The organism is Variovorax sp. 05N34, assembly GCF_056397405.1.
This window is the reverse complement of the sequence record NZ_JBFTNI010000002.1, coordinates 273,858-297,859: the sequence shown is the minus strand read 5'-3', so window position 1 is coordinate 297,859 and position 24,002 is coordinate 273,858. Positions and strand designations below refer to the sequence as shown.

General features: G+C 61.4%; 24 protein-coding genes. 8 read left to right on the top strand and 16 right to left on the bottom strand.

What is annotated here, in order from left to right:
- Positions 1 to 53: 53 nt before the first annotated feature.
- Positions 54 to 1,037, top strand: coding sequence for a Bug family tripartite tricarboxylate transporter substrate binding protein (locus AC1DMA_RS05800; protein ID WP_478143560.1), 984 nt, complete (start codon positions 54 to 56; stop codon positions 1,035 to 1,037).
- Between the two features lie 33 nt (positions 1,038 to 1,070).
- On the opposite strand, the gene AC1DMA_RS05795 is transcribed toward AC1DMA_RS05800, so the two are convergent.
- Positions 1,071 to 1,793, bottom strand: coding sequence for a sulfite exporter TauE/SafE family protein (locus AC1DMA_RS05795; RefSeq protein ID WP_478143559.1), 723 nt, complete (start codon positions 1,791 to 1,793; stop codon positions 1,071 to 1,073).
- 11 nt (positions 1,794 to 1,804) lie between these two features.
- Entirely contained in the window at positions 1,805 to 2,701 is an 897-nt protein-coding gene (locus AC1DMA_RS05790; RefSeq protein WP_478143558.1) for an oxidoreductase, read from the bottom strand.
- A gap of 88 nt (positions 2,702 to 2,789) precedes the next feature.
- On the opposite strand from AC1DMA_RS05790, the gene AC1DMA_RS05785 reads away from it, so the two are divergent.
- Entirely contained in the window at positions 2,790 to 3,668 is an 879-nt protein-coding gene (locus tag AC1DMA_RS05785; protein ID WP_478143968.1) for a MurR/RpiR family transcriptional regulator, read from the top strand.
- A complete protein-coding gene (locus tag AC1DMA_RS05780; protein WP_478124167.1) occupies positions 3,668 to 4,528 on the top strand; it encodes an EamA family transporter in 861 nt (286 codons plus the stop codon). The genes AC1DMA_RS05785 and AC1DMA_RS05780 overlap by 1 nt, the downstream gene beginning before the upstream one ends.
- A gap of 34 nt (positions 4,529 to 4,562) precedes the next feature.
- On the opposite strand, the gene AC1DMA_RS05775 is transcribed toward AC1DMA_RS05780, so the two are convergent.
- The 13 genes from AC1DMA_RS05775 to AC1DMA_RS05715 form a co-directional block, all read right to left on the bottom strand.
- Positions 4,563 to 5,399, bottom strand: a complete 837-nt coding sequence (locus AC1DMA_RS05775) for a LysR substrate-binding domain-containing protein (protein WP_478143557.1) — start codon at positions 5,397 to 5,399, stop codon at positions 4,563 to 4,565.
- 110 nt (positions 5,400 to 5,509) lie between these two features.
- The gene (locus tag AC1DMA_RS05770) at positions 5,510 to 6,232 is read right to left on the bottom strand and encodes an ABC transporter ATP-binding protein (protein ID WP_478143967.1); all 723 of its coding nucleotides are present in this window, start codon (positions 6,230 to 6,232) and stop codon (positions 5,510 to 5,512) included.
- Complete coding sequence (locus tag AC1DMA_RS05765; RefSeq protein WP_478124164.1) at positions 6,225 to 6,977, bottom strand: ABC transporter ATP-binding protein; 753 nt, start codon at positions 6,975 to 6,977, stop codon at positions 6,225 to 6,227. Before AC1DMA_RS05765 ends, AC1DMA_RS05770 begins: the two co-directional genes overlap by 8 nt.
- Positions 6,974 to 7,909: a branched-chain amino acid ABC transporter permease gene (locus AC1DMA_RS05760; protein WP_478124163.1), complete on the bottom strand. Its 936-nt coding sequence runs from the start codon at positions 7,907 to 7,909 to the stop codon at positions 6,974 to 6,976. Before AC1DMA_RS05760 ends, AC1DMA_RS05765 begins: the two co-directional genes overlap by 4 nt.
- A 74-nt stretch (positions 7,910 to 7,983) precedes the next feature.
- Positions 7,984 to 8,826 carry a branched-chain amino acid ABC transporter permease gene (locus AC1DMA_RS05755; protein ID WP_478143556.1) on the bottom strand — a complete coding sequence of 281 codons (843 nt, stop codon included), beginning with the start codon at positions 8,824 to 8,826 and terminating at the stop codon, positions 7,984 to 7,986.
- 42 nt (positions 8,827 to 8,868) lie between these two features.
- The gene (locus AC1DMA_RS05750; protein WP_478124161.1) at positions 8,869 to 10,188 is read right to left on the bottom strand and encodes an ABC transporter substrate-binding protein; all 1,320 of its coding nucleotides are present in this window, start codon (positions 10,186 to 10,188) and stop codon (positions 8,869 to 8,871) included.
- Positions 10,139 to 10,780 carry an isochorismatase family protein gene (locus AC1DMA_RS05745; RefSeq protein WP_478124160.1) on the bottom strand — a complete coding sequence of 214 codons (642 nt, stop codon included), beginning with the start codon at positions 10,778 to 10,780 and terminating at the stop codon, positions 10,139 to 10,141. Before AC1DMA_RS05745 ends, AC1DMA_RS05750 begins: the two co-directional genes overlap by 50 nt.
- Positions 10,777 to 11,820: a 2,5-dihydroxypyridine 5,6-dioxygenase NicX family protein gene (locus AC1DMA_RS05740; protein ID WP_478143555.1), complete on the bottom strand. Its 1,044-nt coding sequence runs from the start codon at positions 11,818 to 11,820 to the stop codon at positions 10,777 to 10,779. Before AC1DMA_RS05740 ends, AC1DMA_RS05745 begins: the two co-directional genes overlap by 4 nt.
- A gap of 23 nt (positions 11,821 to 11,843) precedes the next feature.
- Positions 11,844 to 12,839 (bottom strand): amidohydrolase family protein, encoded by a 996-nt coding sequence (locus AC1DMA_RS05735; RefSeq protein ID WP_478124158.1) that lies wholly within the window; start codon positions 12,837 to 12,839, stop codon positions 11,844 to 11,846.
- Positions 12,840 to 12,856: 17 nt separating this feature from the next.
- Positions 12,857 to 13,372 carry an aromatic-ring-hydroxylating dioxygenase subunit beta gene (locus tag AC1DMA_RS05730; protein WP_478124157.1) on the bottom strand — a complete coding sequence of 172 codons (516 nt, stop codon included), beginning with the start codon at positions 13,370 to 13,372 and terminating at the stop codon, positions 12,857 to 12,859.
- The gene (locus AC1DMA_RS05725; RefSeq protein WP_478124156.1) at positions 13,369 to 14,679 is read right to left on the bottom strand and encodes an aromatic ring-hydroxylating oxygenase subunit alpha; all 1,311 of its coding nucleotides are present in this window, start codon (positions 14,677 to 14,679) and stop codon (positions 13,369 to 13,371) included. Before AC1DMA_RS05725 ends, AC1DMA_RS05730 begins: the two co-directional genes overlap by 4 nt.
- A gap of 27 nt (positions 14,680 to 14,706) precedes the next feature.
- Positions 14,707 to 15,960, bottom strand: a complete 1,254-nt coding sequence (locus AC1DMA_RS05720) for an NAD(P)/FAD-dependent oxidoreductase (protein WP_478124155.1) — start codon at positions 15,958 to 15,960, stop codon at positions 14,707 to 14,709.
- Positions 15,957 to 16,274, bottom strand: a complete 318-nt coding sequence (locus tag AC1DMA_RS05715) for a non-heme iron oxygenase ferredoxin subunit (protein ID WP_478124154.1) — start codon at positions 16,272 to 16,274, stop codon at positions 15,957 to 15,959. The genes AC1DMA_RS05720 and AC1DMA_RS05715 overlap by 4 nt, the downstream gene beginning before the upstream one ends.
- Before the next feature lie 388 nt (positions 16,275 to 16,662).
- Here AC1DMA_RS05715 and AC1DMA_RS05710 point away from each other — a divergent pair, with 388 nt between their 5' ends.
- From AC1DMA_RS05710 to AC1DMA_RS05690, 5 genes are all read left to right on the top strand, one after another.
- Complete coding sequence (locus AC1DMA_RS05710; protein WP_478124153.1) at positions 16,663 to 19,044, top strand: xanthine dehydrogenase family protein molybdopterin-binding subunit; 2,382 nt, start codon at positions 16,663 to 16,665, stop codon at positions 19,042 to 19,044.
- Positions 19,041 to 19,892 carry an FAD binding domain-containing protein gene (locus AC1DMA_RS05705; RefSeq protein ID WP_478143554.1) on the top strand — a complete coding sequence of 284 codons (852 nt, stop codon included), beginning with the start codon at positions 19,041 to 19,043 and terminating at the stop codon, positions 19,890 to 19,892. The genes AC1DMA_RS05710 and AC1DMA_RS05705 overlap by 4 nt, the downstream gene beginning before the upstream one ends.
- Before the next feature lie 5 nt (positions 19,893 to 19,897).
- Complete coding sequence (locus AC1DMA_RS05700; protein ID WP_478143553.1) at positions 19,898 to 21,115, top strand: xanthine dehydrogenase family Fe-S subunit; 1,218 nt, start codon at positions 19,898 to 19,900, stop codon at positions 21,113 to 21,115.
- A 17-nt stretch (positions 21,116 to 21,132) separates the two neighbouring features.
- On the top strand, positions 21,133 to 21,939 hold the full coding sequence (locus AC1DMA_RS05695) for an alpha/beta fold hydrolase (RefSeq protein ID WP_478124150.1): 807 nt from the start codon (positions 21,133 to 21,135) through the stop codon (positions 21,937 to 21,939).
- 83 nt (positions 21,940 to 22,022) lie between these two features.
- Complete coding sequence (locus AC1DMA_RS05690; RefSeq protein WP_478124149.1) at positions 22,023 to 22,553, top strand: MarR family winged helix-turn-helix transcriptional regulator; 531 nt, start codon at positions 22,023 to 22,025, stop codon at positions 22,551 to 22,553.
- Between the two features lie 429 nt (positions 22,554 to 22,982).
- Here AC1DMA_RS05690 and AC1DMA_RS05685 read toward each other — a convergent pair whose 3' ends face one another.
- The gene (locus AC1DMA_RS05685) at positions 22,983 to 23,921 is read right to left on the bottom strand and encodes a LysR substrate-binding domain-containing protein (protein ID WP_478143552.1); all 939 of its coding nucleotides are present in this window, start codon (positions 23,919 to 23,921) and stop codon (positions 22,983 to 22,985) included.
- Positions 23,922 to 24,002 lie beyond the last annotated feature (81 nt).

Here is a 24,002-nt window from a genome sequence, read left to right as displayed (position 1 = left end):
GTGCCGGCGTTCAACAACCGACGTGACTTGGCTGAATTTCCCTGGAGCAGCTCTTGAATAAACCGTGTACCGCCTGGCTCTACAACCTCGCATTCATCTTTGCCGCGTCCTTCGGCGCGCCGTCGGCGATGGCACAACAGGCCAGCCGACCGCCCGCAAAGATCCTTGTGGGCTTCTCGCCTGGCGGGACACTCGATGTCGTCACACGGGCGCTTGCGGATCAGTTGCATGCGCCGCTCGATCGCACAGTCGTGGTTGAGAACAGGCCCGGAGCCGGCGGAAAAATTGCGATCGATGCGCTGCGTGCCGCCCCTGCCGATGGAAGCGTGGCAATGCTGTGTCCTGACTTCTTGCAATCGATCTATCCATTCGTCTTCACCAAGCTCAACTACGCTCCGGAGCGGGATATCCTGCCGGCGTCGACGGTGGTCGAGTTTCCGATGGCGCTGGCTGTACCAGCGTCCTCGCCCGTCAAGACCTTTGCTGAATATGCCCAATGGGTGCGCGCCCATCCCGAGAAGGCCAACTTCGGCCATGCCGCATCGGGAGGTCCGACTCACTTCTTGGGATTGCAGATAGCCAAAGTCATCGGCACACCGCTACAGGACGTGCCGTTCCAGGGCGCTGCCCCGATGATCGTGAACCTCGTTGGCGCCAACGTCGCAGCGGGAACTTCAACTGTCGGAGACTTCGCACAGCACCACGATGCCGGCAAGCTTCGCGTGCTGGCGGTGACCTCAGCGCAACGCTCGCCGCTTTTGCCTGACGTTCCAACGTTCAGCGAGCTCGGCCGGAAGGAACTCACCGCAGTCGGCGCACTGGCCATATGCCTTCCTCCCGGAACGCCTGCGGCCGCCGTCTCCGAATGGAGCACTGCGATCCGACGAGCAGTTGCAACCGAGCAGTTCGCGCGCAAGATCCGCGCGCTCGGCTTTGTGGAGACGGGAAGCTCGCCGGCTGATGCTCGTGCCAAGTTCAGCGAAATGCGCGCCTTCTGGGAGCCTGTGGTCAAAGCTTCGGGATTCAAAGCGGACTAGTGCCATGGCTGCCGGTCAGGCTGGCGTTGCAGTTCATTGGAGGGCGAGCATCATTCCTGCAGCCCCCGCGACGAGCACTGCATCGATGAGGAACTCGAAGGTGTGCGTCTGGAGCCGTTGGACGAGTCGCTTGGCGATCATCGAGCCGGCGAGCAGGGCGAGGCCGATGGCGAGCCCGCGTGCAATGACGGCCGGCGTCAGCACCCCGGCGATGCCGAAGGTGCCGAGCTTGCCCGCATAGAGCAGCAGCGCGCTTGCCGCCTCCGATCCGAGATACGCGCCGCCGCTCATTCCGTAGCCGGTGAACACCGGCACGCTGAGCGGTCCGGTGGACAGCACGAGTCCGGTGAGGAATCCGACGAGCGCTCCGGCGAGGGCCATGTGCCAGATGCGCAAGTGGATGTGGGAGCGCCTGATGAGGCGGCGCAGGGGAATCATTGAGAGGAAGAAGGCTGCCAGGAACACGTCCGTCACGAAGGGCGGGATCGTCATCAGCGTGTGGGCACCGAGCACGGCGGCGGGGACCCCGGTCAAAGCGTAGGCGAGTACCGGCCGCCATCGGATCTCGTGCCACCAGACGATCACGCGCCCGATGTTGCCGAACAGGGAGGCGATCGCCATGACGGGCACAGCGATCCGCGGTCCATATTGGGCAACCAGGACGGGCAGCATGATCAGCGATGAGCCGGTGCCGACAACCCCGCTGAGCGCTCCGGCGCCGAGGGCGAGGAGGAAGAGGAGCGACAGCGCGATCATCGGGCGAAGGATCAGCCGGGGCCGTCGCTCGCGGCGGCGAGGAGCGGCACCAGGACGTCGCTGATCGGCGTCGGGACGCCGTGGGCCCGGCCGCGACGCGGGACGACACCGTTGCGGATATCCCATTCCAGCGGCCGGCCGGCTTCGCGATCCGTGAGGATGGAGGTGCCCATGTCTGCGGGAGATGCCTGGAACTTGTCGAGTATTTCCTGCGGCACCTCGTCGCCGAGTTCCGCACCCTCGGCGCGGGCCACGGACAGACATTCCCGCAGATAGGCAAGGGCGAGCTTCGCGATGTCGGACCGGCCGAACATGCCGGAGCGGCGGTGCGTGAGCACCATGAGTCCGGCCACCGCGTTCTGCAGGAGCTTGCGCCAGGCCACCGCGCGGAAGTTGGCGGCCAGCTCCACGCGGCACCGGGTGCCTTGCAGTGCCTCGACAACCAAGCGAGCGTCCGATGTGTCTGGCAGGCTAAGGCGCATGTCTCCGCGCAGGCGCACCGAGCCATCCGATTGCGCCTGTGCAGGGAACCACACGACCGCCGGAACGATCCGCTCGCGTGGGTCATGCGGAGTGACCCCCTCCAACTGCTCGACGCCGTTCTGCAGAACGCAGACGACAGTTTCCGGGCCGCTCAACGCGGTGAGCCATTCTGCCGCCGCCTCGATCTGTGTCGCCTTGACCGCCAGCAAGACGAGGTCGACGGTGCGCCCGAGTTGTGCGGGATCCACCCAGACTGGGCCGGGAACGGTGATGAGGCGTTCGCCATCCTGAAGCGTCAGGCGATCGCGGGGTGTGCGGCCGCACAGCAACGGGGTGCGACCGACTTCGTGCAGTGCCGCCGCGACTGCGGTGCCGATGGCACCCGGTCCCACGACGGCGATGGATGCAGCGCTTGTTGTCTTCATGAACACAGACTCCTTCGACCGTCTCGTTCAGCGTTCGTCCACGCCATGCTTGCGCTCTTCAAAAGCGCGCTGTAATCTATTACACATAATGAACAACGATGGTAACGGAGTTTCTCGAGACGCGCGACTGGTGCAATTGATCGGAAGCATCCAGGCCCGAAGTGGCGATCTCGCTGCGAGCGAGGCGAAGGTGATCGAGCTCCTGCTCGCCGATCCCTTGTTTGTTGGCGCGAGCACGACTGCGCAGGTGGCGGCCCGCGCCGGCGTGTCGCCGCCGAGCGTGATCCGCGCCGCGCGTGCGATCGGGTTCAGCGGGTTCACTGAGCTCAAGATCGAGATCGCTCGTGCCCGCGGTACCACCCGGTTCTTCGCGCCGCCTGGCGTACTCACCGCGGACGCGACGACGGCAGCGGTGCTCGAGGCTTCGATCCGCGCAGGCACTGACGCATTGACGGCGCTGGGCGGGGCGGTCGAGCTGTCCGCGCTCGACCAGGCGGTCAGCACCATCCAGCACGCGCGCCAAGTGATCGCATTCGGAGCCGGCCCCTCGGCGACGGTCGCCGCCGACGCGGTCTTCCGTTTGCGCGCGGTCGGCGTGACGACCATCGGCATTCCGGACTATCTGTCGGCAATGATCGCCGCGCGGCTCCTCGGTCCCGGTGACGCCGTCATCGCCGTCAGCTCGACCGGTCGCACATCGACGACGCTGGCCATCGCGGATGCGGCGTCTTCTGCCGGAGCCTCACTCATCGCAATCACCAACCAGTACGGGACACCCCTGGCGACCCTCGCGAACATCTCGCTTGTCGTCGGCGGTGCACCGCTGCCGGCCCAGATGGCCGCGGCCGGGAGTCGGCTGGCGCAGCTCGTGGTGATTGACGCGCTGGTCGCGGCCCTCGCTCTGCGTGACCCGGAGCGTAGCCGCCGCGCCGAACGGGCGGGCATCGACCTGCCCGATATCGCCTGATGCAGCTTGGCACCGTCGCGATGGTCCTCGGCGCGGCGGTAGCTCACGCGGTATGGAACCTGGCCTCGAAGTACAAGCGGGGGGATGCCTTGTTGTTCGTCTGCGCCTATACCTACGCTTCGGCGCTGCTGTGCGTCCCGATCAGCATCGCCTTCGTAGCAAATGGGCAGCATGTGCTCGATTGGCCGCTTGTGGCGGGCGCCGCTGTCTCGGCTGTGTTGCACACCGCTTACTCTCTCACCTTGCAGGCCGGCTACGAGCGTGCCGAGCTGGGGGTGGTCTATCCGGTCGCCCGCGGCACCGGGCCGGTGCTGACGATGCTCTTCGCGATCCTCCTGCTGGGCGAACAGCTCACCGCAGTCGCGATGCTCGGTGCTTCACTCGTCATAGCGGGCATTCTCGTAGTTACCGGCAACCCGTTCAGAAGCGGGAGCCGCCGCCCGATTCAGGGCTTGCTCTGGGGCGCCGCGACGGGGGCGACCATCGCCGCCTACACGGTCTGGGATGGCTACTCGGTCATCGCGCTGCATCTGGCGCCTGTGAGCTACTACGCCGCCACTCTGCTGCTGCAGAGCCTGATCCTGACGCCAAGCGCGCTGCGCCGACGCCATCGTATTCGAGCTGCCATCCGTGCCGACGCCGTCCCGATCCTCATCGTGGCTGTGTTCTCTCCGCTCGCCTACATCCTCGTTCTCACTGCCATGCTGAAGGCGCCGGTGGCGCTCGTCGCGCCGCTGCGCGAGTCGTCCATCATCATCGGCTCACTCCTCGCATGCAGACTCTTTCGCGAGGGTCATCTCGCGCGACGCATCGTCGGCGCAACGGTCGTGTTGGCCGGAATCGCGGCGATCAGTCTTTGACGCTTTCGTTGAGCGCGTCACCTCGCGCCCGTTGCTAGCGGACAGAACGAATCCAGTCTCGGAACAGCCTCACGGGAGCCTCTGCCGCTTTCAGCGGATCGCAGACCAAGTAGTAACCTGACTCCGTTCTGGCAACGTGATCCACGGCCACGACGAGCCGACCACTGCGGATGTCGTCGTCAACGTAAGCTCGCTGGGCGATGGCAACGCCCAACCCGTCAGCCGCAGCCTGGTAGCACAACGCCGCATTCGCCAAAGTGATTCCATGCAGGCGCGGGGGATCTACCAGGTGAGCGGAACTGAACCATAGCGACCAGGCTTCTGGCCGCATCATCGAGTGCAGCAGGTTGGCTTCCAGCAGGTCTTGTGGTGTCTGCAAATGCCTGGTCAGGTTTGGTGCGCAGACAGGAAGAAATTCGTCGTCGAAGAGGTGGTCCAACTCAACATCGGTCCACTCTCCCATGCCATGCCGGATCGCGCAGTCTGCACCCTCGAGCCGGATATCGTCGGCCATTGCGATCGTTGCGATCTCGAGATCAATGTCGGGATGCTGCGCGTAGAAGCCGCGCAAGCGAGGTACCAACCATCGGATAGCGAGGCTTGGCGTCACTTTCAGGCGCAGCCGCTTGTCCGGTTGGTGGTCGGCCACATCATTTAGCGCATCGTTCAGGCGATCGAAAGCATCCGAGACGCGGTGGGCGAGTCGTTCGCCCACCGCAGTGAGTTGGATCTCCCGGCCAGACTTCTGAAACAGCTGCGCCCCGAGCCCGACTTCCAACTGCTTGATCTGCTGGCTAACTGCACCGGGGGTCACATGAAGCACCCGGGCGGCGCGCGTGACACCTTTGGCGCGACACACCGCATCGAACACCCTCAGCGGGCCTATTAGTGCACGGAGGCTTTGCATTGCGACCAAACTGGAGGCTGAGCGAACTCAGCTCTCCCTCTTGCCGCATAAACGCAGAAGCACAGGCATCGTCTTCAGCACTTCTGGATTCCGATGGTGCGATTCAACAGCGCCTCTTCGCCGCGCAGCGTCGCCGCTGAGCCAGAGTAGGCGGCGACGCCGCGTTCCAGCACGATCACGTTACTGGAAAATTCGAGAACGACATCCACGTGCTGCTCCACGAGGACACAGCCGACGCCGAGCTGATCGCTCATTCGAACGATGGCATCCATCAACTCCTCTCTCACCATGGGTGCCAGCCCTTCCAACGGCTCGTCGAGCAACAGGATGCGCGGCTGTCCGACGAGTGCTCGTGCCACCGAGAGCATTTGCTGCTCACCGCCCGACAACTGCGTGCCTCCGTTGCGTCGCCGCTCCTTGAGCCGCGGAAACAGTTCGTAGATCGGCGGTAGGGCGACGCTCGCCGAGCGTCCCTGCAAGCCTGACAGCAGGTTCTCCTCAACCGTCAGTGAGGGGAAGATGTCGCGGCTCTGCGGTACGTAGCCGAGGCCGGCTCGCGCGCGCGCATACGTGCTTGCGTCGCTGATGTCATCGGCGCCGAAATGAATGCGCCCCGTCATCAGGTCGGCAAGGCCCACCGCCGTCGCAAGCGTCGTGGTCTTGCCGGCGCCATTGCGCCCAATCAGACCAAGGCGCTCGCCTTCGCGTACGCCAAAGCTGAGATGCTCGACGACCGGCAGGCCGCCATAGCCTGCCGTCACGTCGTCAAACCGGAGTTCAATAGCGGGCTTAGGCATGACCGTCTCGTCCAAAGTAGATCTGTTTGACTTGTTCGTTGGCGGCGACTTCCTGAGGCGATCCCTCGACCATCACCGCACCGGCGACCAGGACGATGATGTGCGAAGCGAACCGGAACACCAGGTCCATGTCGTGCTCGATGAGCAGGACAGACAGTTCCTTCGGCAGGCTATCGATGGCGTCCATGATGCGGCCGCCCTCTCCTTGTGGTACGCCTGCGCCCGGCTCATCAAGGAGCAACACCCGGGGCCTCATCGCGAGTGCCAGAGCGATCTCTGCAAGCCGCTGCTCGCCAAGTGCCAGTTGCCCCACCACCCGATTGGCATAGGGGTGCAGCCCCAGCATGCCGAGGGTCTCGTAGACCTCTTCGTGAACTCGTGCGGAACGCGCTGGCGAGGGCCACCACTGCATGGAGGCCTGGTGTCGCTGCAACACGGCGACCTTGACGTTGTCCGCCACGGTCAGCTCTTTGAACAGGCGGCTGATCTGAAAGGTGCGAACGATGCCGCTGCGCACGCGTGCGTACTGCGGCAGCTGAACGATCGATCGGCCGTCCAGCTGGATGTCGCCGGACTGTGGGCGCATCGCCCCGCTCAGCAGGTTGACCAAAGTCGTCTTTCCGGCGCCGTTCGGACCGATCAATGCGGTGCGGGCTCCCTCGGGGAGGGATAGCGTGACGTTCTGCGTGACGGCCAGGCCGCCAAAGGAGTGACAGAGATTCCGGGTTTGCAGTCGATGGGTCATTTGGCACGCCCGCTGCCGCCAAGCCACTTGGCATACATCACGGCCCGGTCCAAAAGGCCGATCAAGCCCTCGGGCAAAACGACGAGTACGACGATCAGCATCGACCCGATGAAGAACAGCCAGTGATAGGGGTTCAACGTCGATGCGATGTGGTGGATGGTCATGTACGCGACGGTGCCGAGAACGGCTCCCGACAGACGGCGCGTGCCACCCAGAACGATCATGACCACGACACCCGCCGACGTCGTGAAATCCAGCATGAAGAGATTGGCCACTTTGCTGGTCTGTGCTGTCAAGGCGCCAGCGAGCCCCGCCACAATGCCGCCAACGGTGTAGACGGCCAGCAGGTGCAAATAGACGCGGCCTCCCAGCGCCTGAACCCGTCCGGGGTCCTGCCGGATCGCGCGGGCCGTCAGACCGAACGGCGATTCCACCACGTTGCGCACGATGAAGTACACCAGCACCAGCGCACCCAAGGCATAGAAATAGCCAGTGTGACCAAGGAAGTTGAATTCCCAAACGCCGAACAACGGGCCGATGTTGAAGCCCGCAAGACCATCGTCACCGCCGGTGAGCCATCTCGCCCAGTTGGCCAGCTCAAGTAGAAGTTGGGCTACTGCAATGGTCAGCATGACCAGGGTGAGCTTTGTCGACCGCAGCATCACGGCACCACTCAACAACGCGATCACGCCACCACCCAGACCGCCAAGCAACAAGCCGAGAATGGGATCCGCCGTCAAATACAGGGCAGTCCAACCGGCTACGTAAGCGCCGCTGCCGTACAGCGCGGCCTGACCCAAGGTCGCGATGCCGGCCTGGCCGAGCACGAGACTCAACGACAGCGCAAAGATGGACATGGTCGCCATGTTGGTCAGCAACCCGAGATCCTGCGGGAACAGCACGAATCCCAGCAGCCCCACCAGCATCAGCATCAGCTCTACGCGGAGGTGCATCCACGGTCGGGCGCTCGACGATGCGGACACCCTCATTGGCGCACTGATTGCGCTCATGCGTGTCTCCCGAACAGCCCTTGCGGCCGCACCAGCAAGACGATGATCATCGTCAGGAAAAACGCAGCCGATGCGAGCTGCGGAACCATGTATTTCATGGAGGTCTCCACAATACCAAGCAGCAACGCTGCGAAGAATGAGCCAAACAGATTTCCGTTACCTCCGACGGCGACAACCGCCAGGAGGATCACCAGATATTTGGAGGCGTAGGTCGGCTCCATCGGAAGCAATTCCGCACCGGCGATGCCCCCCAGCGCAGCGAGCGCTGCACCAATTGCAAAAGTTGCTGCGTAGATCTTGGTCGTGTCGATGCCGATGGCGCGTGCGATGGGCGCGTTGTCGACTGCGGCGCGCACCCGAATACCAAAGGATGATCTGTCCACAGCCAGCCAGAGAACGATGACGACAACCAGTCCGCAAGCGACGACGATGAGCCGGTGCCGAGGGATGGAGCGAAAACCAAGGTCCACCGTGCCGTTGAATGCTTCTGGTAGCGCGACGGGGGTCACTGAGGATCCAAACAACAGGTTCACAGCGGCAGTCGCGACAAACATCAGCCCGATCGTCACCAGCATCTGATCAAGATCGTCGCGCCGGTAGAAGCGGCGCAGCAGGATGCGCTCGAACAGCACCGCCACGAGCCCGACCAGGGCGATCGCAAGCACAAAGCTCAACCAGATGGGCAAGCCCAGGCGCTGCGGAATACTGGCCGCGAGAAATCCGCCAAGCATCGCGAAGGCGCCATGCGCCAGATTCACAACCCGCATCAGACCCATGGTCATCGACAGGCCCACTGTGATCATGAACAAGATCATCGCGTACGCGATCCCGTCGACCAAGATGCTGCTAATGAGCGCAAGAGACATGCTGCAGCCTCTTCCTTACTTGGACACGTTCTGAGTGCGTCCGTAGTCGGGTTGCATCTCAAAGGTTCGGAATTCCCGATTCACGTATCTTCCAGACCGATCCTTTTCGACCACGCGCATATAGACGTTCTGTACAAATTCGCGAGAGACCGGGTCGATCTTCACCGGGCCACGCGGGCTTTCCCAAGAAAAGCCCTTTGCGCTGGCAAGGGCCTTGGTGCCATCCCTCTTCCCGTCCGTCGCCTTGACCATGTGATAGATCACATGCAGTCCGTCAAACGCGTTCGCAAGCTGAACGGTCGGAATGGCCTTGGGATCAACTTCGCTCAGGGTCTTGACGACAGCATCGTTCAGAGCCGAATTGTGTGATGCCGAATAGAACATGCCAGTCTCGATGCCGAGCAGATCCGGGCCGATCGCTCGCAGTTGATCCTCATCGGTCTCGGCAGTACCGAGAAAGCGCACGCCAGCCGCCCTTAATCCGGCCTCGTTGTATGCCTTGACCATTGCGTAGGTCGCGGGACCGCCGGGGGCAAAGACGTAGAGCGCATCGGGCTTGAGCGCCTTCACGCGCTGCATCAGGGGGCCGAAGTCAGTCGTCTTCAGCGGAGCACGGATGCCCTCAAGCAACTTGCCTCCACCGCTGACGAACGCTGTCGTGAAGGCCTTCTCGGCATCGAGACCGGGACCAAAATCGCTGACCAGGGTGACGACGCTTTTGACATTTTTCTCCAGCGCATACTTGGCCACTGGGACCGCCATCTGCGGCAAGGTGTACGAGGTGCGCAACAGGTAGTCCGACTTGTCGAGAAGCGACGATGTGGATGCGTTGAAGATCACGACCGGCACCTTGGCCTCTTGCGCGAGCGCAGCGACGGCCAATGTGTCCGGCGTGAAATAGAGGCCGGCGATGTACTGGGCGCCTTCCTTGATGACAAGCTCCTGCGCCAGTGCCTTGGCTTGTGCGGGGTTGATCTCCGGAAGGTCGCGGTAGATGACCTCGATCGTGTGCCCTCCCGCTGTTGTGCCGTTGAGTTTCTGGTACGCCTTCGTCGCACCCTCCCAAGTTTGACCTACTGCAGAGAACGGTCCGGACATTGGTGCGATGACACCAACCTTGATGACGTCGGCGCGGCTTTGAAACGCGATCGCCGCAAGTGAGACCGCCAGTGCGGCAACGAGTTTGATGGTCATTTGATTCTCCAGGTGGTGGGGTTGCTGGCACGCTGTGCGTTGGGGCTGTGACGGAAGTGAAGGACGGAACTTTTGAGTGAGTGGATGGGTGTCAGTCCGACATGCGGTGTTCTTTCGCAGCGGTTGCTCCCAGGGCCACATCGCAGGGCATCAAGGTCGCGTACTTCTGGTTCATGTCGAAAAGATTGGCTTCGTGCGCCTGCAGCGAGCGGTCGCCCACGCAGTCGGTGACAACGAGGGGACGGAAACCGTGGCACATGGCGTCAACCACGCTGGCGCGAACACAGCCGCTGGTCGTGCATCCCGCAATGAGCAAGGTCTGCACGCCACGTTGATTGAGCCAAGCCGCCAGCGAAGTGCCGAAGAAGGCCGAGGGGTTGGTCTTGCGCAGCACCAGCTCGCCGCCGATGGGCTGAAGCTGCGGCACGATCTGGCTTTCCGGCGCGTCCTCGCGCAGGGCGAGGATGGGTGGCACTTTGAGCGCGAAGATGTTGGCGTCGGCTCCATCGTCCTGGTACACGACCCGTGTGTGCACGACCGGCCATTTGCGCGTGCGTGCTGCCGCCAGAAGGCCGCGCGTGCATTCGATGGCCGGTTCGATGTTGCCGCCTCCGAAGGTGAGCGGATCAGCGAATCCATTGACGAAGTCGATGATCAGCAGGCCGTACGGCGCTTTGGGCGCGAGGGTATTGCCGAAGCCCTGCTTCTGGTAGATGTCTTGATCGGGACTCATTGAAAAGCCTCGTCAATGACCTTGCCAGCTCGAACCACGACGATGTCATCGAGCTTCACCGTGCAGTTGCGCAACGGAATGTCGAGGTGACAAGGCGTCGTGCGAGGGCCTCCGGCCTCATTGTTTGGTCCCAGGGAGAAAAGGAAATTGCCTTCGAACGCACGCGCATCCTGGCCGGATGTCGCCTCGCGATCCATCAGCGATAGCGTGTGCCAGTAGCAACGTGGCTGCATCCCCCAGCCGATGTGCGCGATAGCGTAGGCTTCTGGGTCTTTGTAGGCCTCTATGAACTCGCGCAACATGGCGGCGTCAACGTCACCCTCGATGCTGCGCACGAAACCTTCGCGCAGATTCAATGTGATCTTGTTCGAGACGTAGTTCTTCTGCGGCAGCAGAATATCGCCGCGATCAATCACGATGGTGCCGTCGCTACCGCCCTCGTTGGCGAAGGTAAAGAGGAACCCGCTCGGCCAGTGATCCCAGCGCCCCGGTTCCTCGCAAAATCCGTACTCGCTGATGGTCGGGAAATCGCCGAGTTGGAAGGTCACATCTGTGCCGGCCGGCGACGTCACGTGCATCTTCCTCGCTTTTTTAAGCAGCTTCGATGCCTCCAGGACCCGCTTGCGATCGGCCTCGGTGGGCACCGCCCGCACCAGTACCTCGGGCGGTTCCACGGCCAGGAGAATCTTCGTTCCAGACTCGAGAATCTCCATCTGTTCGGGCGAGAAAAGCAGCAGCATCAAGTCGAGGACGAGGTCGCTATTCTTCATCGCCGCGAGTGCGACTGGGTTATTGGTAAGGGGTGTTTCGCCCAGGTAGTTCATCAGGTCGCGGCTGGGGGCTTTCTCCGCATTGATGGGCTGCAGCTCGATTTTGGTGACGACCGCGCCGGCGGCCTGAGCTGCAATCGTTGCCGTCTGAAGTGTCTGCGGATGGGTGTGAGGGCCGCACAGGATGGAGACCTTCTGTCCACGCTCCACCTTGCTGAGCTTCAGAACCTCGTCCCAAGCCTTGACCATTTGATAATCGCTGACTGGCATTTTTCGTCCTTTTGAGTGAAGTGTCAGAACTGCAGGAGCGCAAGCTCTTCCGGGCTGCCTAGCTTGAAGAGCCGGCGAGCATTGCCATGGCACACCTGGGCACGGGTTTTTTCGTCCAGCGGCGCCTCCTCGATGAACTTGCAGGCCTCGGCGGTTGACTCGTAGGGGTAGTCCACCGAAAAGAGCACAGCCTTTGCCCCGAGCTCGCCAATCGCACCCAGCAGTGACGGTGCGGAGCACACGCCAGACGTGGTGATCAGAATGTTGCTGCCGATGTACTCGCTGGGTTTGCGCGCCAACTTGATGCCCGATGGATACGCGGCGAATCGGCTGTCCATGCGCCAACGCTGGTACGGCAGGGCTTCCCCCATGTGGCCCAGCAGCAGGGTCAGGCGCGGGAATCGGTCGAACACCCCGCCGAACAGCAGGCGCAACGCATGACCCGCCGTTTCGACGCCCCATCCCCAGGTGGCTCCTTGGAGCACCGGCATGCCTTCCAGCAGAGCCGGTGGTTGACTGAACGCGTTGGGATGCAGATAGATGGGCACGCCGAGCGCCTGCGCGCGCTCCCAGAACACATCGAACTCGCCGCCTTCGTAGTAGCGACCCAATGTGTGGCCGTTGATCATCGCGCCTTTGAAGCCATGTTCGGCGACGGTGCGTTCCAGCTCTTTGGCTGCGGCCAGGGGATCTTGCAGTGCCACGTGCGCAAAGGCGCCGAAGCGTCCCGGATGGCGTGCCACGCGCTCAACGAGGAACTCGTTGTTCTCGCGCGCACGGCGGATGGCGATGGCGCGATCCACCTCAGCCTGCACACCAGGCATCGTTTGCGACAGCACGACGTACTCGATGTTTCCTGCATCCATCTCCGCAAGGCGCTGGTCGTCGAAGTCGGTCAGCTTGGAGTCGAGCTTTGCGACGAATTCGGTTGGCAGCGCTCGTGTGTACTTGGCAGAGTACTCGTCGAAGCCGGGCGCAGAGAAGTGCTCCTCCAGCGCGATTTTTGGGGTTTGGTTCATAGTCGTCCTAAGTGGCCTCAGACTGGATATGCCAAGGCGGTGTCAAGAATTTCCGTGTCGTGCACCACTTCGCGGCTTGCAATAAGTAGCCGGTCGCCTTCTCGCACGAAATGGTCGTGATAGACGCCAGCCAAATGCACTGTGGAAGGGCCCTCGACCAGGGTCTGCATCAAGATGAAGGGCGTTTGGGAGCTGATCGTCTTTCCTGCCTCCTGCAGTACTCGCGTGATCCCCAATACATGCAGCATGTGCCGTGGCGCGAACATCTGCGAGTGCGCGACGGCAAGGGCGCGGTCGATGATCATGTTGTGCCCCTCGCAGTAAACGAGTCCCACGGGCATGTTCAGAAGTGCGTTCTGGCGCGAAGTAATGCGATACGTCGCTTCCTTGCTGAAAAAGTCGGGCCACCGTTCGACGTCGTTCGCGTCCAGGGCGGCGCAGTACTCGGCATTGAAGGACTCGATCTCGGCGCGCAGCTCGGCCGCGCGTTGAGGCGAAATCGCGGACGTGGCGTAGGCGAGTCGCTCCTTCATGCTGCTTGCTCCGCAACACGGATGCCCATGACGCCCCGGTAGTATTGGTAGAGCGAGCGGATGCAGGACTCTGAGATGAGATTGCGTGCCGTGCCTTGATGGCCCGCATCGAGCTTGACGACGTTGTTGTCCGTGGACGAGTTGCGCAGGCCTTCCTGCACGAACTTCAATGCCTCGTTGTCCTCAAGGCCCAGGAAGCCGGAAGGGCCCATCAAGTTCCCCTGGCGAAGGCGGTGCCGCGTCATTTCCGCGGTGTCATCTTCATAGCCGAACATGGTCCACTGCATCACCATGCTGTTCGGACCGTTCGGGATGATCTGGCGCACACCCATCGTGTTCATCTGGCGTTGAACGATCAGGTTCGGCCACATGGTCATCATGTTGGCGGACCAGGGCGACTTGAACTCTCGCACGTAGTCCAGGAATCGTTCGTCGCGCAGCCTGAGCTTGTCGCTGAACGATCGCATCTCCGCCTTGTCGTCAGCGGCAACAGTGGCATAGATCTCGTCCGGCTTGGCCGAAGCCATGAAGCCGTGGCGGCCATGCTCCTTGTCTGCAAACACGATCGATTTGATGCCCGGCACCAGCAGGCCAAACACCACGAGAAACGAATGGAGCAGCGTTGCGTGGTACGGATCCTTGAGGTTCTCGTGGTACATCTTCCAGTTGCACGGAAGCTCGTTGCGGCAATAGCCCAGGATCTTGAGTTTCTTGCCCGAGAAGGGGACGTCGAACTCCTCGACGATCTCCTTGGTCATGTACTCTTCCAGAGGGGGCGTCTTGTCGGAGTAGGTTGCGAACACCACGCCGTTGCGTGTGGCCACGCGCAACTGGCGGGTGCCGTGGTCGGCGTTCTTGAAGTCCGCGGGCATGCCGCCTACCTTGTTGATGCCGCGCTTGAACGGAACGCCCTGCAGGTTTCCCTTGAGGTCGTATGACCATTGGTGATATGGGCAGACAAATTCCTTCGTATTCCCCTGGCTGGAGCGGCAGAACTCGGCGCCGCGATGGGCACAGCGATTTTCGAAGACGGAGATCGTGTTGTCCTCCGCACGAACGATCACCACGGCCGTGGCGCCGACATAGCCACGCTTGTAGTCGCCCGGGTTTGGAATCTCCGCTTCCAAGGCCACAAAGTTCCACGTGTCCCCCCGAAAGATGCGTTCGATCTCCTGGTCATAGATGGCTTGACTGGTGTAGACCCAGTCCGGAATGTTGTTCAGGGCGTCCGCTGGCCAGACACACTGCTCCAAGGGCGGATTCTTTCGGGCATTCGTAATGCCGATGACCGCCTGCGATTGATACATGGAATCTCCTGAGGCTTTGAAGGTTGGTTAAACGGTCGCCGCGGCGTCGGCTTGCATCTGCTTGGCCCATGCGCGCAGATTGATGGCGTCCAGCTGAAAGTCCTCCAACTGCACGGGCCGCCCACGTTCGAAAAGAGGGCGAATGGCTCGCAAATCAGAGCCTGCATTGATGGCCACGCCGTGTAGCGGAACAGAACCCCGATGGCCAATCCACAGCGCCTTGTCATTGGACGGGTCACCGCGGCGCACATATTCAAGATCGGGAGCCGGCAGGCCAAGCACCTGAATGTTGTGCTTTCCCTGATCGGTCCAGAACCACGGTATGGCCGGCACCGGAAGAGGAGCGCCGAGCATGGCGGCGGCGGCAGTGCGCGCCTGCTCATTCGCGTTCTGCCATGATTCCAGGCGCGTTGGCGCAGCCTGGCCAGGGCGCTGTTGACTGGTGCAGTCCCCGCACGCGAACACGTGTTCGTTGCTGGTGCGGCAAGCCGCGTCCACCAGAATGCCGCCGCCTGCCGCGACCTGGAGGCCCGCATTGCGAGCTAGAGCGTCATTGGGCGAAAGGCCGATTGCGACGATCACCTCATCAACTTCCAGATCGGCGACGTCGGTGATCAAGCGCATGCGACCGCTTGACAGTGACTGGACGTCGCGGAGGGAGACTCCGAGCAGGATCCGTGCGCCTGCATCTTGCATGCCAGATTCCAGCCATGCCGACGCCTCGGGTGGTAGAAAGCGATCGAGCAAGGACGTTGCGCGCTCGAGAACTGAAACCTCGGCTCCTGCCGAGAGTGCGGAATTGGCAACTTCGAGCCCCAGGAAGCCGCCGCCCAGAATTGCGATTTGCGGCTTGACCTGAAGGGCCGCTCGCAGCCTCCGCGCGTCATCAAGGGTGCGGATGTAGTGCACGCGGGGATTGGCGGGCGGGGCGGATGCAAGTGTGTTTGCCTCACCGCCTGTGGCGATCAGACACATCTCGTACTCGAGCACCTGACCGTCGGCAAGACGTACATGCTGCTGCCGAAGATCCAATGCAACGGCGTCACTGCTGCTCAGCAGGTCGATATTGCTGCGCGTCCAGGAATCTTCCGCCAGTACATCGAGCCTGGGCTCTTCAGCAGCCACCAACACGGCCTTGGACAATGGCGGGCGCTCATACGGTCTGTGGCGCTCCCGACCCAGCATCGTGATCCGGCCTCGGTAGCCCTGCTCGCGCAGAGCGTGTGCCGCGACGGCCGCCGATTGACCCGCACCAACGATAACAACGCCGGGCGACATCATTTGCCGACCGGTGACAACACATAGATGTCGTCGCCATCTCGTTTTACGGCATGCGTGCGCAGGTCCACGGTGACCGGCGCACACATCGCCTTGCCTGTACGAACATCGAAGCGGCCTTGATGCAACGGGCATTCAACACAGCCGTCTTCCACGAAACCTTCTGACAGCAGAGCAGTGGCATGCGTGCACATGCTGTCGGTGGCGAAGAACTCATCTTCGATTCGGTACAGCGCGACGCCGTAGCCGGCGACGTTGACGGTCTTAGCTTCGTCGTTCATCAGCTCCTCCGCCGAGGCAACCTTGATCCAATCCATGACTCCATCCTGTGACTTCGGGCATCCAAACAAATACTCAGTGAACTGTCATATTAGTCCGCTTGATGTTTATGTTCAAGTGCGGGTTTGTACTTGATAGGGTCGCACCAGGTTGGGCACGGAGATCGTTAATTCGGAGCCATGATGGGGCATTTATCGCTGGAAGAATGCACCTCAACAGGTGGCTATCTATGTTCGGGTTTGCGCTGATGAACTTCGTCTTCCAATATCCATCTGCCAGTCATATACTTGTGACAGTACACGTCGTATTGATGGCGCGGCGGTGCGCTGAACGCAGTCTCGGACTTCGCACCACAAAGGCTGCGCCAGGCGGTTGCACAACCAGTGCGAGCCCGGGCGGACAAGGTAGTTAAGTAAAAGGAAACGCATGGACCAAGCAGACATTCCGGCGAGACTGCTAAAGCGCGAAGGCATTGGAGCCCGATTGCCTCGCAAGGAGGACGCCCGTCATATGGTGGGCAAAGGCAATTTCGTGGGTGACTTCGTATTGCCCGGCCTTCAGGAAGTTGCGTTCTTGCGCAGCCCTTTGGCGCACGCGACCATTACTGGAGTTGAGATTCCTGAAGAGCTTGCCGGGAAGGTGTTCCTGCGCGAGATGATGACCGATGCGGCAGATATCGGCTCGCCCTCTTCGCTGCCCACATACCAATACTCAGCGTTGCCGCCGCTGGCCTCGGGCAAGGTTCGCCACGTGGGGGAGGCCATCGCCATGGCTGTCGCTCCGACTCGTGCAGTGGCGGAAGACCTGCTCGAAGAGGTGCAGGTCTCGTATGACGAACTGCCCGTCTACCATAGTGCTGAGTCCTCGCTCGCTGCCACGGGGGAATTCCTGCACCCTGGGTGGAAAGACAATGTGTTTCTCACACTGCAGGCCAATCGTGACTTCGATGAGCTTTCCGCGAAGGCTGAGGTGAAAGTCAGCCGCACGGTCGAGCTGTCACGTCAGTGCATCGTGCCTCTAGAGGGAAAGTCGGTTTTGGCCTACTGGGATTTCCAGACCGATCAGCTCGTGGTCGTCAGCGCGACTCAAGTTCCGCATTTGCTGCGCGTGGGGATTGCTCAGCACCTTTCGATGGATGAAGGGGCTGTGCGCGTCGTGTCCCCTGACGTCGGCGGCGCGTTTGGCTACAAAGGTCAGCTCTACCCTGAGGATCTGTGCATAGCCTGGCTGGCCAAGACCTATCGGACGCCATTCCGCTATCTCGAAGACCGACGTGAGCATCTGATAGTCGGTGCCAACACGCGGCAGCATCACTATCAGCTCACGGCCTATGCTGACCGAACGGGAAAGCTCCTGGCGTTGGACGCTGTCATCACCATCGATGGCGGCGCATATTCCTACTATCCTTTCTTTGTCGGTCTGGAGCCTGGCCAGGCAATCGGCAACCTGCCTGGGCCGTACGCCTTTCGCGGCTATCGGTGCGAGACCCTGTGCGTTGCAACCAACAAGCCAGGGTTCATGGCCTATCGGGGAGTGGCTCGCACCGGCGTGTGCTTCGCGATCGAACTTCTCATGGATGCCGTGGCGCGTGAAGTTGGGCGCGAGCCTTGGGAGGTCCGGATGGACAACTTGGTCCCGGCCGCCGCGATGCCTTACGTCAATGTGGCCAACAAGCACTTCGACAGCGGCGACTTTCCAGCGAGTCTGCGCCGCGCCGTGGAGATGATCGGACTCACAGCTGTCCGTAAGCGCCAAGCTCGAGGAGAGCCGGACGGTCGTCGGATCGGGTTCGGTACGGCAACCTATACCGAGCAATCTGCCCATGGCACGACGGTGTTCGCCAACTGGGGTTTGCCGGTGGTGCCAGGTTTCGATCAGGCGCTTGTCAGGATGACCGCGGATGGCGGGCTCGAAGTGCGCGTCGGCGTGCACTCGCATGGCCAGGGCATGGAAACCAGCTTCGCGCAGATCGCCAATGACGTACTCGGAATTCCTGTTGCGAGAATTCGGGTTGTGCATGGCGATACAGCGCTCACCCCCTTCTCGTCCGGGACCTACGCCTCTCGGGCCACGGTCATGTCAGGGGGGGCTATCTCGACCGCCTGCAAGGAACTTTTGCCTCGGATTCAGTCAATCGCAGGCTATCTCATGGGCGTGGACCCGCACACGGTCGCATTGATCGAGGGGCGTGCTATCGCAGGGGAAAAGTCGATTCCCCTGTCTGAAGTGGGTGGCGCGTGGTACCTCACGCCACAGGACTTGCCGGCCAACGTTCATCTCGGTGGCCTGGAAGTCTCACGTGCGTACAAGCCCAAGGTCGACACCGGTACCTTCACGTACGCGACCCACGCTGTGGTTGTTGCGGTCGACACGCAGACGGGTGAGGTGGAGATCCTCGACTATGTAGTGGTTGAAGATTGCGGCACGATGGTCAATCCGATGATCGTGGAGGGGCAGACTATCGGCGGCATCGCACAGGGTATTGGTACTGCGATGTACGAAGAGAGTCCTTACGACGACCAAGGCCAGCCGTTGGCTTCCACGCTGGCTGACTACATCTTGCCTGGCGCCACGGAAGTGCCGCGCATCCGTATCGAGCACTTCGAGACACCGTCGCCACACACCGAGTTCGGTGCCAAGGGCGTGGGAGAAGGTGGCGCAATTGCACCACCGGCTGTGATCTTCAATGCCGTGAACGACGCGTTGCGAGGCACTGGTGCTGCCGAGGTGCTGATGACGCCTTTGACGCCGCGTCGCTTGCTCAAGGCCCTCGAAAGCTCGAAGCTGGAACAGGAGCGCGTCAAGTGAAGGCGCCGAAATTTGCATATACACGCATCCTCGACGTGGATGAGGCGCTGGCGGTGCTGGCCAAGGGAGGCGGCACTGCGAAGGCGATGAGCGGAAGCCAGTCCCTTGGTCCAATGCTCAACCTGAGATTGGCGCGACCTGCGCGAGTGGTCGACGTCGCAAACATCCCCAGTCTGCGCGCTGTCAGTCGCAAGGCTGAATGGGTTGAGATCGGCGCTGCCGTGACGCACGCCGAGATCGAGGATGGCATACACCAGGCGTTGGCTGGGCATCCGATGCGTCAAGTCGCAAGCGGGATCGCCTACCGCGCGATTCGTACCCGCGGCACCGTCGGAGGTAGCTTGGCGCATGCCGATCCTGCGGCTGACTGGGTGGTTACGCTCGCGGCACTTGGTGCGCGCATCGTGGCTAGGTCGCCGCGCGGTGAGCGCACGATCGAGGCCGACGCGCTCATGCTCGGCGCCTATACAACCGTGCTTGAGTCCGACGAGTTAATTGTGGCCATCAACGTGCCTTCCGAGACGCCGACGACGCACTGGGGGTATCACAAGGTCTGCCGCAAGCCTGGCGAATTCGCTGAAGCCAGCGCGGCGGTTTACTTCGAAGTCTCGCGCAAGTGTGCGCGAATTGTTCTCGGCGCCGCGGACGGTCCACCCATTCTGCTGAATGAATTAGCGGCTGAAATTGCCAGCAAGGGCGCCGGCGCTGCGCGGCGTGAACTGCTGCAAGAGGCCGTCAGCGTCGCGCTCCCCGAACGCGACGCCATCGATCTGAAGCTTTTCACAGCCTGTGTGGAACGCGCACTCGAGCAGTCCGGCGTTTTCGCCGAGCTAAAACAAGCGGAGTAAAAGACTTGGACCCGATTTCTATTCAAGTAAATGGCCGCAGCTTCAGCCGGGAGGCGGAGCCAAGGATGCATCTTGGCGACTTCCTGCGGGACGAACTGCGCCTGACAGGGACTCATCTCGGCTGCGAGCATGGGGTCTGCGGCGCGTGCACAGTGCTTGTCAACGGCCAGCCCACGCGTTCGTGCATCACTTTCGCGGTGGCATGTGAAGGCCAAGAGGTCACCACCATCGAGGGCTACGACGATGATGCCGTGATGCAACTGCTGCGGCCGGCGTTCACGCGCCACCACGCGCTGCAGTGCGGCTTCTGCACACCTGGAATGCTCACGACGGCGCGCGACATCGTGCTTCGCTTGCCCGACGCTGACGAAGCGCGCGTACGGCTCGAGCTATCCGGGAACTTGTGCCGTTGCACCGGATACCAGGGGATTGTGGATGCCATCCTGGACGTATTACAACAGCAGCGCGATGCTCCCGACGTGCGATTTGAAAAACTGCGGGAAAGACTGAGCTCGTCACCAGCTGTTGCGATGAGTCGAATCTCTACACCAAGACAGACCGAACAGTCCTCTCGCTCCCCAAGCAAACCAACAAGCGCGGATTCGATCGCTCCTGCGGAGATGGCGGAAGTCGACCCGGTGGCGATGGCTAGGGCTAAGGCCAAGGGCAACGCGATCCAAGTCTATTTCGATGTACCTTATCCGGTGAATCGGGTGTGGGAATTCATGGGCGACCTGCCGGCGGTTGCGTCCTGCTTGCCTGGTGCGACCATCGACTCGCACGAAGGCGAGAGGGTCAAGGGCACGATCGCCATCAAGTTCGGCCCGATGTCTGCGGCTTTCGCTGGTGCAGCGCGGCTGGAGCGTGACGACGCTGAAAAGCGGGCCGTCCTTCGCGGTGCCGGCCAAGACAGTCTGAGCAAGTCGCGCACGCAAGGAGACATTACTTATCGGCTGGAAGCACTGTCGGCCGATAACACCCGTGTGCACGTAGACATGATTTATGCACTACAGGGCCCACTCGCCCAATTCTCCCGCTCCGGACTGGTAAAGGATTTCGTGCGCCGCATGGTCGCGGATTTCGGCAAGCAGATCACGCGAAGGCTGGGCGGGCAAACGGTTGCTTCCAACGAACCACAGCCCACGGTCTCGATCGCCGGGATGATGTGGAGCGTGCTTTGGAATCGCGTACGTGGCTGGTTTGGAAAGAACCCGCAGGTCTAGCTCGGCTCGGAGTCGCGATGAGTTCCTTTCTCTATGGCTATCACGTACGCGCTAACGGGGTGCGCCTGCACCTCTTGCGCTATGGAGGGCAGGGCCCTCGCTTACTCCTGTTGCCCGGCATCACCAGCCCAGCCATTACGTGGGGCTTCGTCGCCGAGCGATTGGCTCGGCACTTCGACGTCCATGTCCTTGACTTCCGGGGCCGCGGCTTGTCCTTCAGCGCACCTGGGATGGTCGCAAGTCTTGATGCAATGTCGGCCGACGTGCTCGATCTGCTGGATGTTCTGGGATGGTCATCCGTGACGCTGCTGGGTCACTCGATGGGCGCCCGAGTTGCGATTCGCGCCACCGCGCGCGACCCACAGCGCATAGCCAAGCTGCTGCTTGTGGACCCCCCAGTGTCAGGCCCTGGTCGCCGGGCCTATCCAGTACCTCTGTCCTGGTACATAGAGTCTATTCATCTGGCCGTCCAAGGCATAACGGCCGAAGAGTTGCGCCTCTACGCCCCAACCTGGACAGATGAACAACTGCAACTGCGCGCCGAATGGCTCCATACGTGCAATGAGGATGCGATCGTCCAAGCGCATGTTGGCTTCCACGAGGACGATATCCACGCCGATCTGTCCAAGCTGCATAGGCCCGGACTTCTAATGGCTGCGGGGCGTGGAGGAGTGATGCTCCCGGAAGACTTGGCTGAGATCAAAGCGCTAGCGCCTGGCTTGGAGCAATGTACGGCCTCCAGCGCTGGCCACATGATCCCGTGGGATGACGAGGAAGACTTTTATAGCCTTCTTGGCGGGTACCTGAATGTCGACTTGCTGTAGCGCAAGTTGAGGCGAAGTTGATCTCCTATTCACAAGCGAGGGAGTCGATACACTCACCGGATGACACTATCGGCGACCTAGAGATGACGACAAAGCGTGCTCCCGCTCGGAAAAAGACAGGCCGCTCAACTGATGTAGCCAAGCCCTCAGGCCCCGAGCCTTTTAATCCGCTGCGCCAAGTAATGTGGCGTCGTCCGGGTTTCCTGATCCGTCGGCTGACTCAGATCGGCCAGGCGATTTTCTTCGATTTGTGCAAGTCCGAAAGCATCACGCCGCTTCAGGTCGGTATGCTGACGGCGCTTTCGATGAACCCTTGGCTTGATCAGAAAGCAATTGGTCGAGAGCTTGCCCTGGACCGCACGACCACTGCAGAAGTGCTGAAGCGTTTGAGCGACAAAGGATTGGTTGAGACTCGAGTAAATCCAGACGATCGTCGCTCAAGACTTTCAGTGATCACCAAAGAGGGCTTAAAGCTGATCAACGATTTGCAAGAAAGCATATACCTTTCTCAAGAACTGTTGGTCGAGCCTCTTCCTCCAGAGGATCGCGCCGTTTTCATGAAACTGCTTAGTCAGCTTGTGGATGCTCATGAACGAATGGACAAACGGAGCTAAACCGTCTGATGCAGATTTTCGCTTTAGTCGGGATCTGTAAAGAGTCATCATCAAGACGGCAACTGTGCGCTGCCCGCAAGGATTGCGACGGCGATTGTGCTTTCAGCAAGCGCCGCTGCTGATGTTTCGCAGGTGATGGGCGCCGCAGCGCTGGCGGCACTGGGCGGGGCTTCCGCAGCAGGGCCAGGCGACGCGGGGAGGGTGCCAATGGCCCTGATGGCGCCATGACTGCCCCCGCCACCACATCCACTGAGAAGGGATGCGGCCAACGCGATGGCCAAGATGTGTCCTTTTTGCATTGCTGTCTCCGTTTGACCTATCACGGAGACCATTGCTAACTGGCCCGCATCGCGCCAATGCCGGTTTTTATGCATTTGATGCTTTCAAAGACCACACGTTGCCATCAGTTTCAGCAGTGCCGGCACGCCGCTATCGGCCAGCGCCGGGACTCCCGAGCGGCGTCGCCCCACCCTTGACTGCTGCAGCCCAAAGCGCCTCGCCTGCAGCACCCGCAGGCTGTCTCGCGCGATAAAGGCATATCTGCAGTTGAACGTCAAAGCTATCGTCCTGAGTCGCTTTCACCAGCCGATGCGCTTCCAGGTCTTCTTCGATCAAGGTCCGGGGCAGCCACGCAATCCCACGGCCGTCCAACGCCATGGTCCGAAGAACCGAGGCCAGATGAGCAGTGAAGACGACCTGAACTTTCAACGCCGCCAGTTTCGGGCCAAGAACGGCGCGCTTGATCTGTCCAATGCCCGACTCCACGCTGTATTGCAGGATTGGCACCACTTGATTGGCGCCTGTCTCAAGCCAATGAAGCGGCTTGCCACTTGCATCAGGCGCACACACCGGCAGAAGCTGATCGTTTCCAACCACCATCGACGTGTATGCGTCCGACTGCAATGCGCCGTGGGTCGTGGGGTGCGCGTGGCTCAGCACGAACTGAACCTTGCCTTGATGCAGCAGCGCTTCGCACTTCGGCAGTACGTCGGACATGAGTTGCACCGGCCCCAATGTGGCGTGGGCTTCAAGGGTTCGCAACCAGCGCGGCAGGAACGTGAATGAAAGCGCGTGTGTGGCAGCCAGCCGCAAGGTCGCAGAGTGCATCTGCGCAACTGCCTTTGCCTCTTCGGGCAGCGAAGCTACGCGCTCCAGCAGCTTCTCGGCCACTTCGCCGAACCATTCGCCCGCGACTGTCAGCTTCGCGGGTTGCGAAGTGCGATCGAAGAGATCGACGCCGAGCCAGGTCTCCAGGGCCCTGATTCGCCTGCTGAATGCCGGCTGCGTGACATTGCGCTCATCCGCGGCGCGGGAGAAGTTGCCCGAGGTTGCCAGCACCTTGAAATCTTCAAACCATACGAAATTCATCGGCAGTGCTTTCAGAGCATCAGAGGCAAGAAAAAGAGCATTGTTCAAACGCGCGGCAGGCCGTCAATATCACGCTTTTGC

Coding starts and splice junctions, on each gene's coding strand:
- AC1DMA_RS05795 (WP_478143559.1), bottom strand. CDS start 1,793: ATGATCGCGCTGTCGCTCCTCTTCCTCCTCGCCCTCGGCGCCGGAGCG.
- AC1DMA_RS05790 (WP_478143558.1), bottom strand. CDS start 2,701: ATGAAGACAACAAGCGCTGCATCCATCGCCGTCGTGGGACCGGGTGCC.
- AC1DMA_RS05785 (WP_478143968.1), top strand. CDS start 2,790: ATGAACAACGATGGTAACGGAGTTTCTCGAGACGCGCGACTGGTGCAA.
- AC1DMA_RS05780 (WP_478124167.1), top strand. CDS start 3,668: ATGCAGCTTGGCACCGTCGCGATGGTCCTCGGCGCGGCGGTAGCTCAC.
- AC1DMA_RS05770 (WP_478143967.1), bottom strand. CDS start 6,232: ATGCCTAAGCCCGCTATTGAACTCCGGTTTGACGACGTGACGGCAGGC.
- AC1DMA_RS05765 (WP_478124164.1), bottom strand. CDS start 6,977: ATGACCCATCGACTGCAAACCCGGAATCTCTGTCACTCCTTTGGCGGC.
- AC1DMA_RS05760 (WP_478124163.1), bottom strand. CDS start 7,909: ATGCTGATGCTGGTGGGGCTGCTGGGATTCGTGCTGTTCCCGCAGGAT.
- AC1DMA_RS05750 (WP_478124161.1), bottom strand. CDS start 10,188: ATGTGGCCCTGGGAGCAACCGCTGCGAAAGAACACCGCATGTCGGACT.
- AC1DMA_RS05745 (WP_478124160.1), bottom strand. CDS start 10,780: ATGAGTCCCGATCAAGACATCTACCAGAAGCAGGGCTTCGGCAATACC.
- AC1DMA_RS05740 (WP_478143555.1), bottom strand. CDS start 11,820: ATGCCAGTCAGCGATTATCAAATGGTCAAGGCTTGGGACGAGGTTCTG.
- AC1DMA_RS05735 (WP_478124158.1), bottom strand. CDS start 12,839: ATGAACCAAACCCCAAAAATCGCGCTGGAGGAGCACTTCTCTGCGCCC.
- AC1DMA_RS05730 (WP_478124157.1), bottom strand. CDS start 13,372: ATGAAGGAGCGACTCGCCTACGCCACGTCCGCGATTTCGCCTCAACGC.
- AC1DMA_RS05725 (WP_478124156.1), bottom strand. CDS start 14,679: ATGTATCAATCGCAGGCGGTCATCGGCATTACGAATGCCCGAAAGAAT.
- AC1DMA_RS05720 (WP_478124155.1), bottom strand. CDS start 15,960: ATGATGTCGCCCGGCGTTGTTATCGTTGGTGCGGGTCAATCGGCGGCC.
- AC1DMA_RS05715 (WP_478124154.1), bottom strand. CDS start 16,274: ATGGATTGGATCAAGGTTGCCTCGGCGGAGGAGCTGATGAACGACGAA.
- AC1DMA_RS05710 (WP_478124153.1), top strand. CDS start 16,663: ATGGACCAAGCAGACATTCCGGCGAGACTGCTAAAGCGCGAAGGCATT.
- AC1DMA_RS05695 (WP_478124150.1), top strand. CDS start 21,133: ATGAGTTCCTTTCTCTATGGCTATCACGTACGCGCTAACGGGGTGCGC.
- AC1DMA_RS05690 (WP_478124149.1), top strand. CDS start 22,023: ATGACGACAAAGCGTGCTCCCGCTCGGAAAAAGACAGGCCGCTCAACT.
- AC1DMA_RS05685 (WP_478143552.1), bottom strand. CDS start 23,921: ATGAATTTCGTATGGTTTGAAGATTTCAAGGTGCTGGCAACCTCGGGC.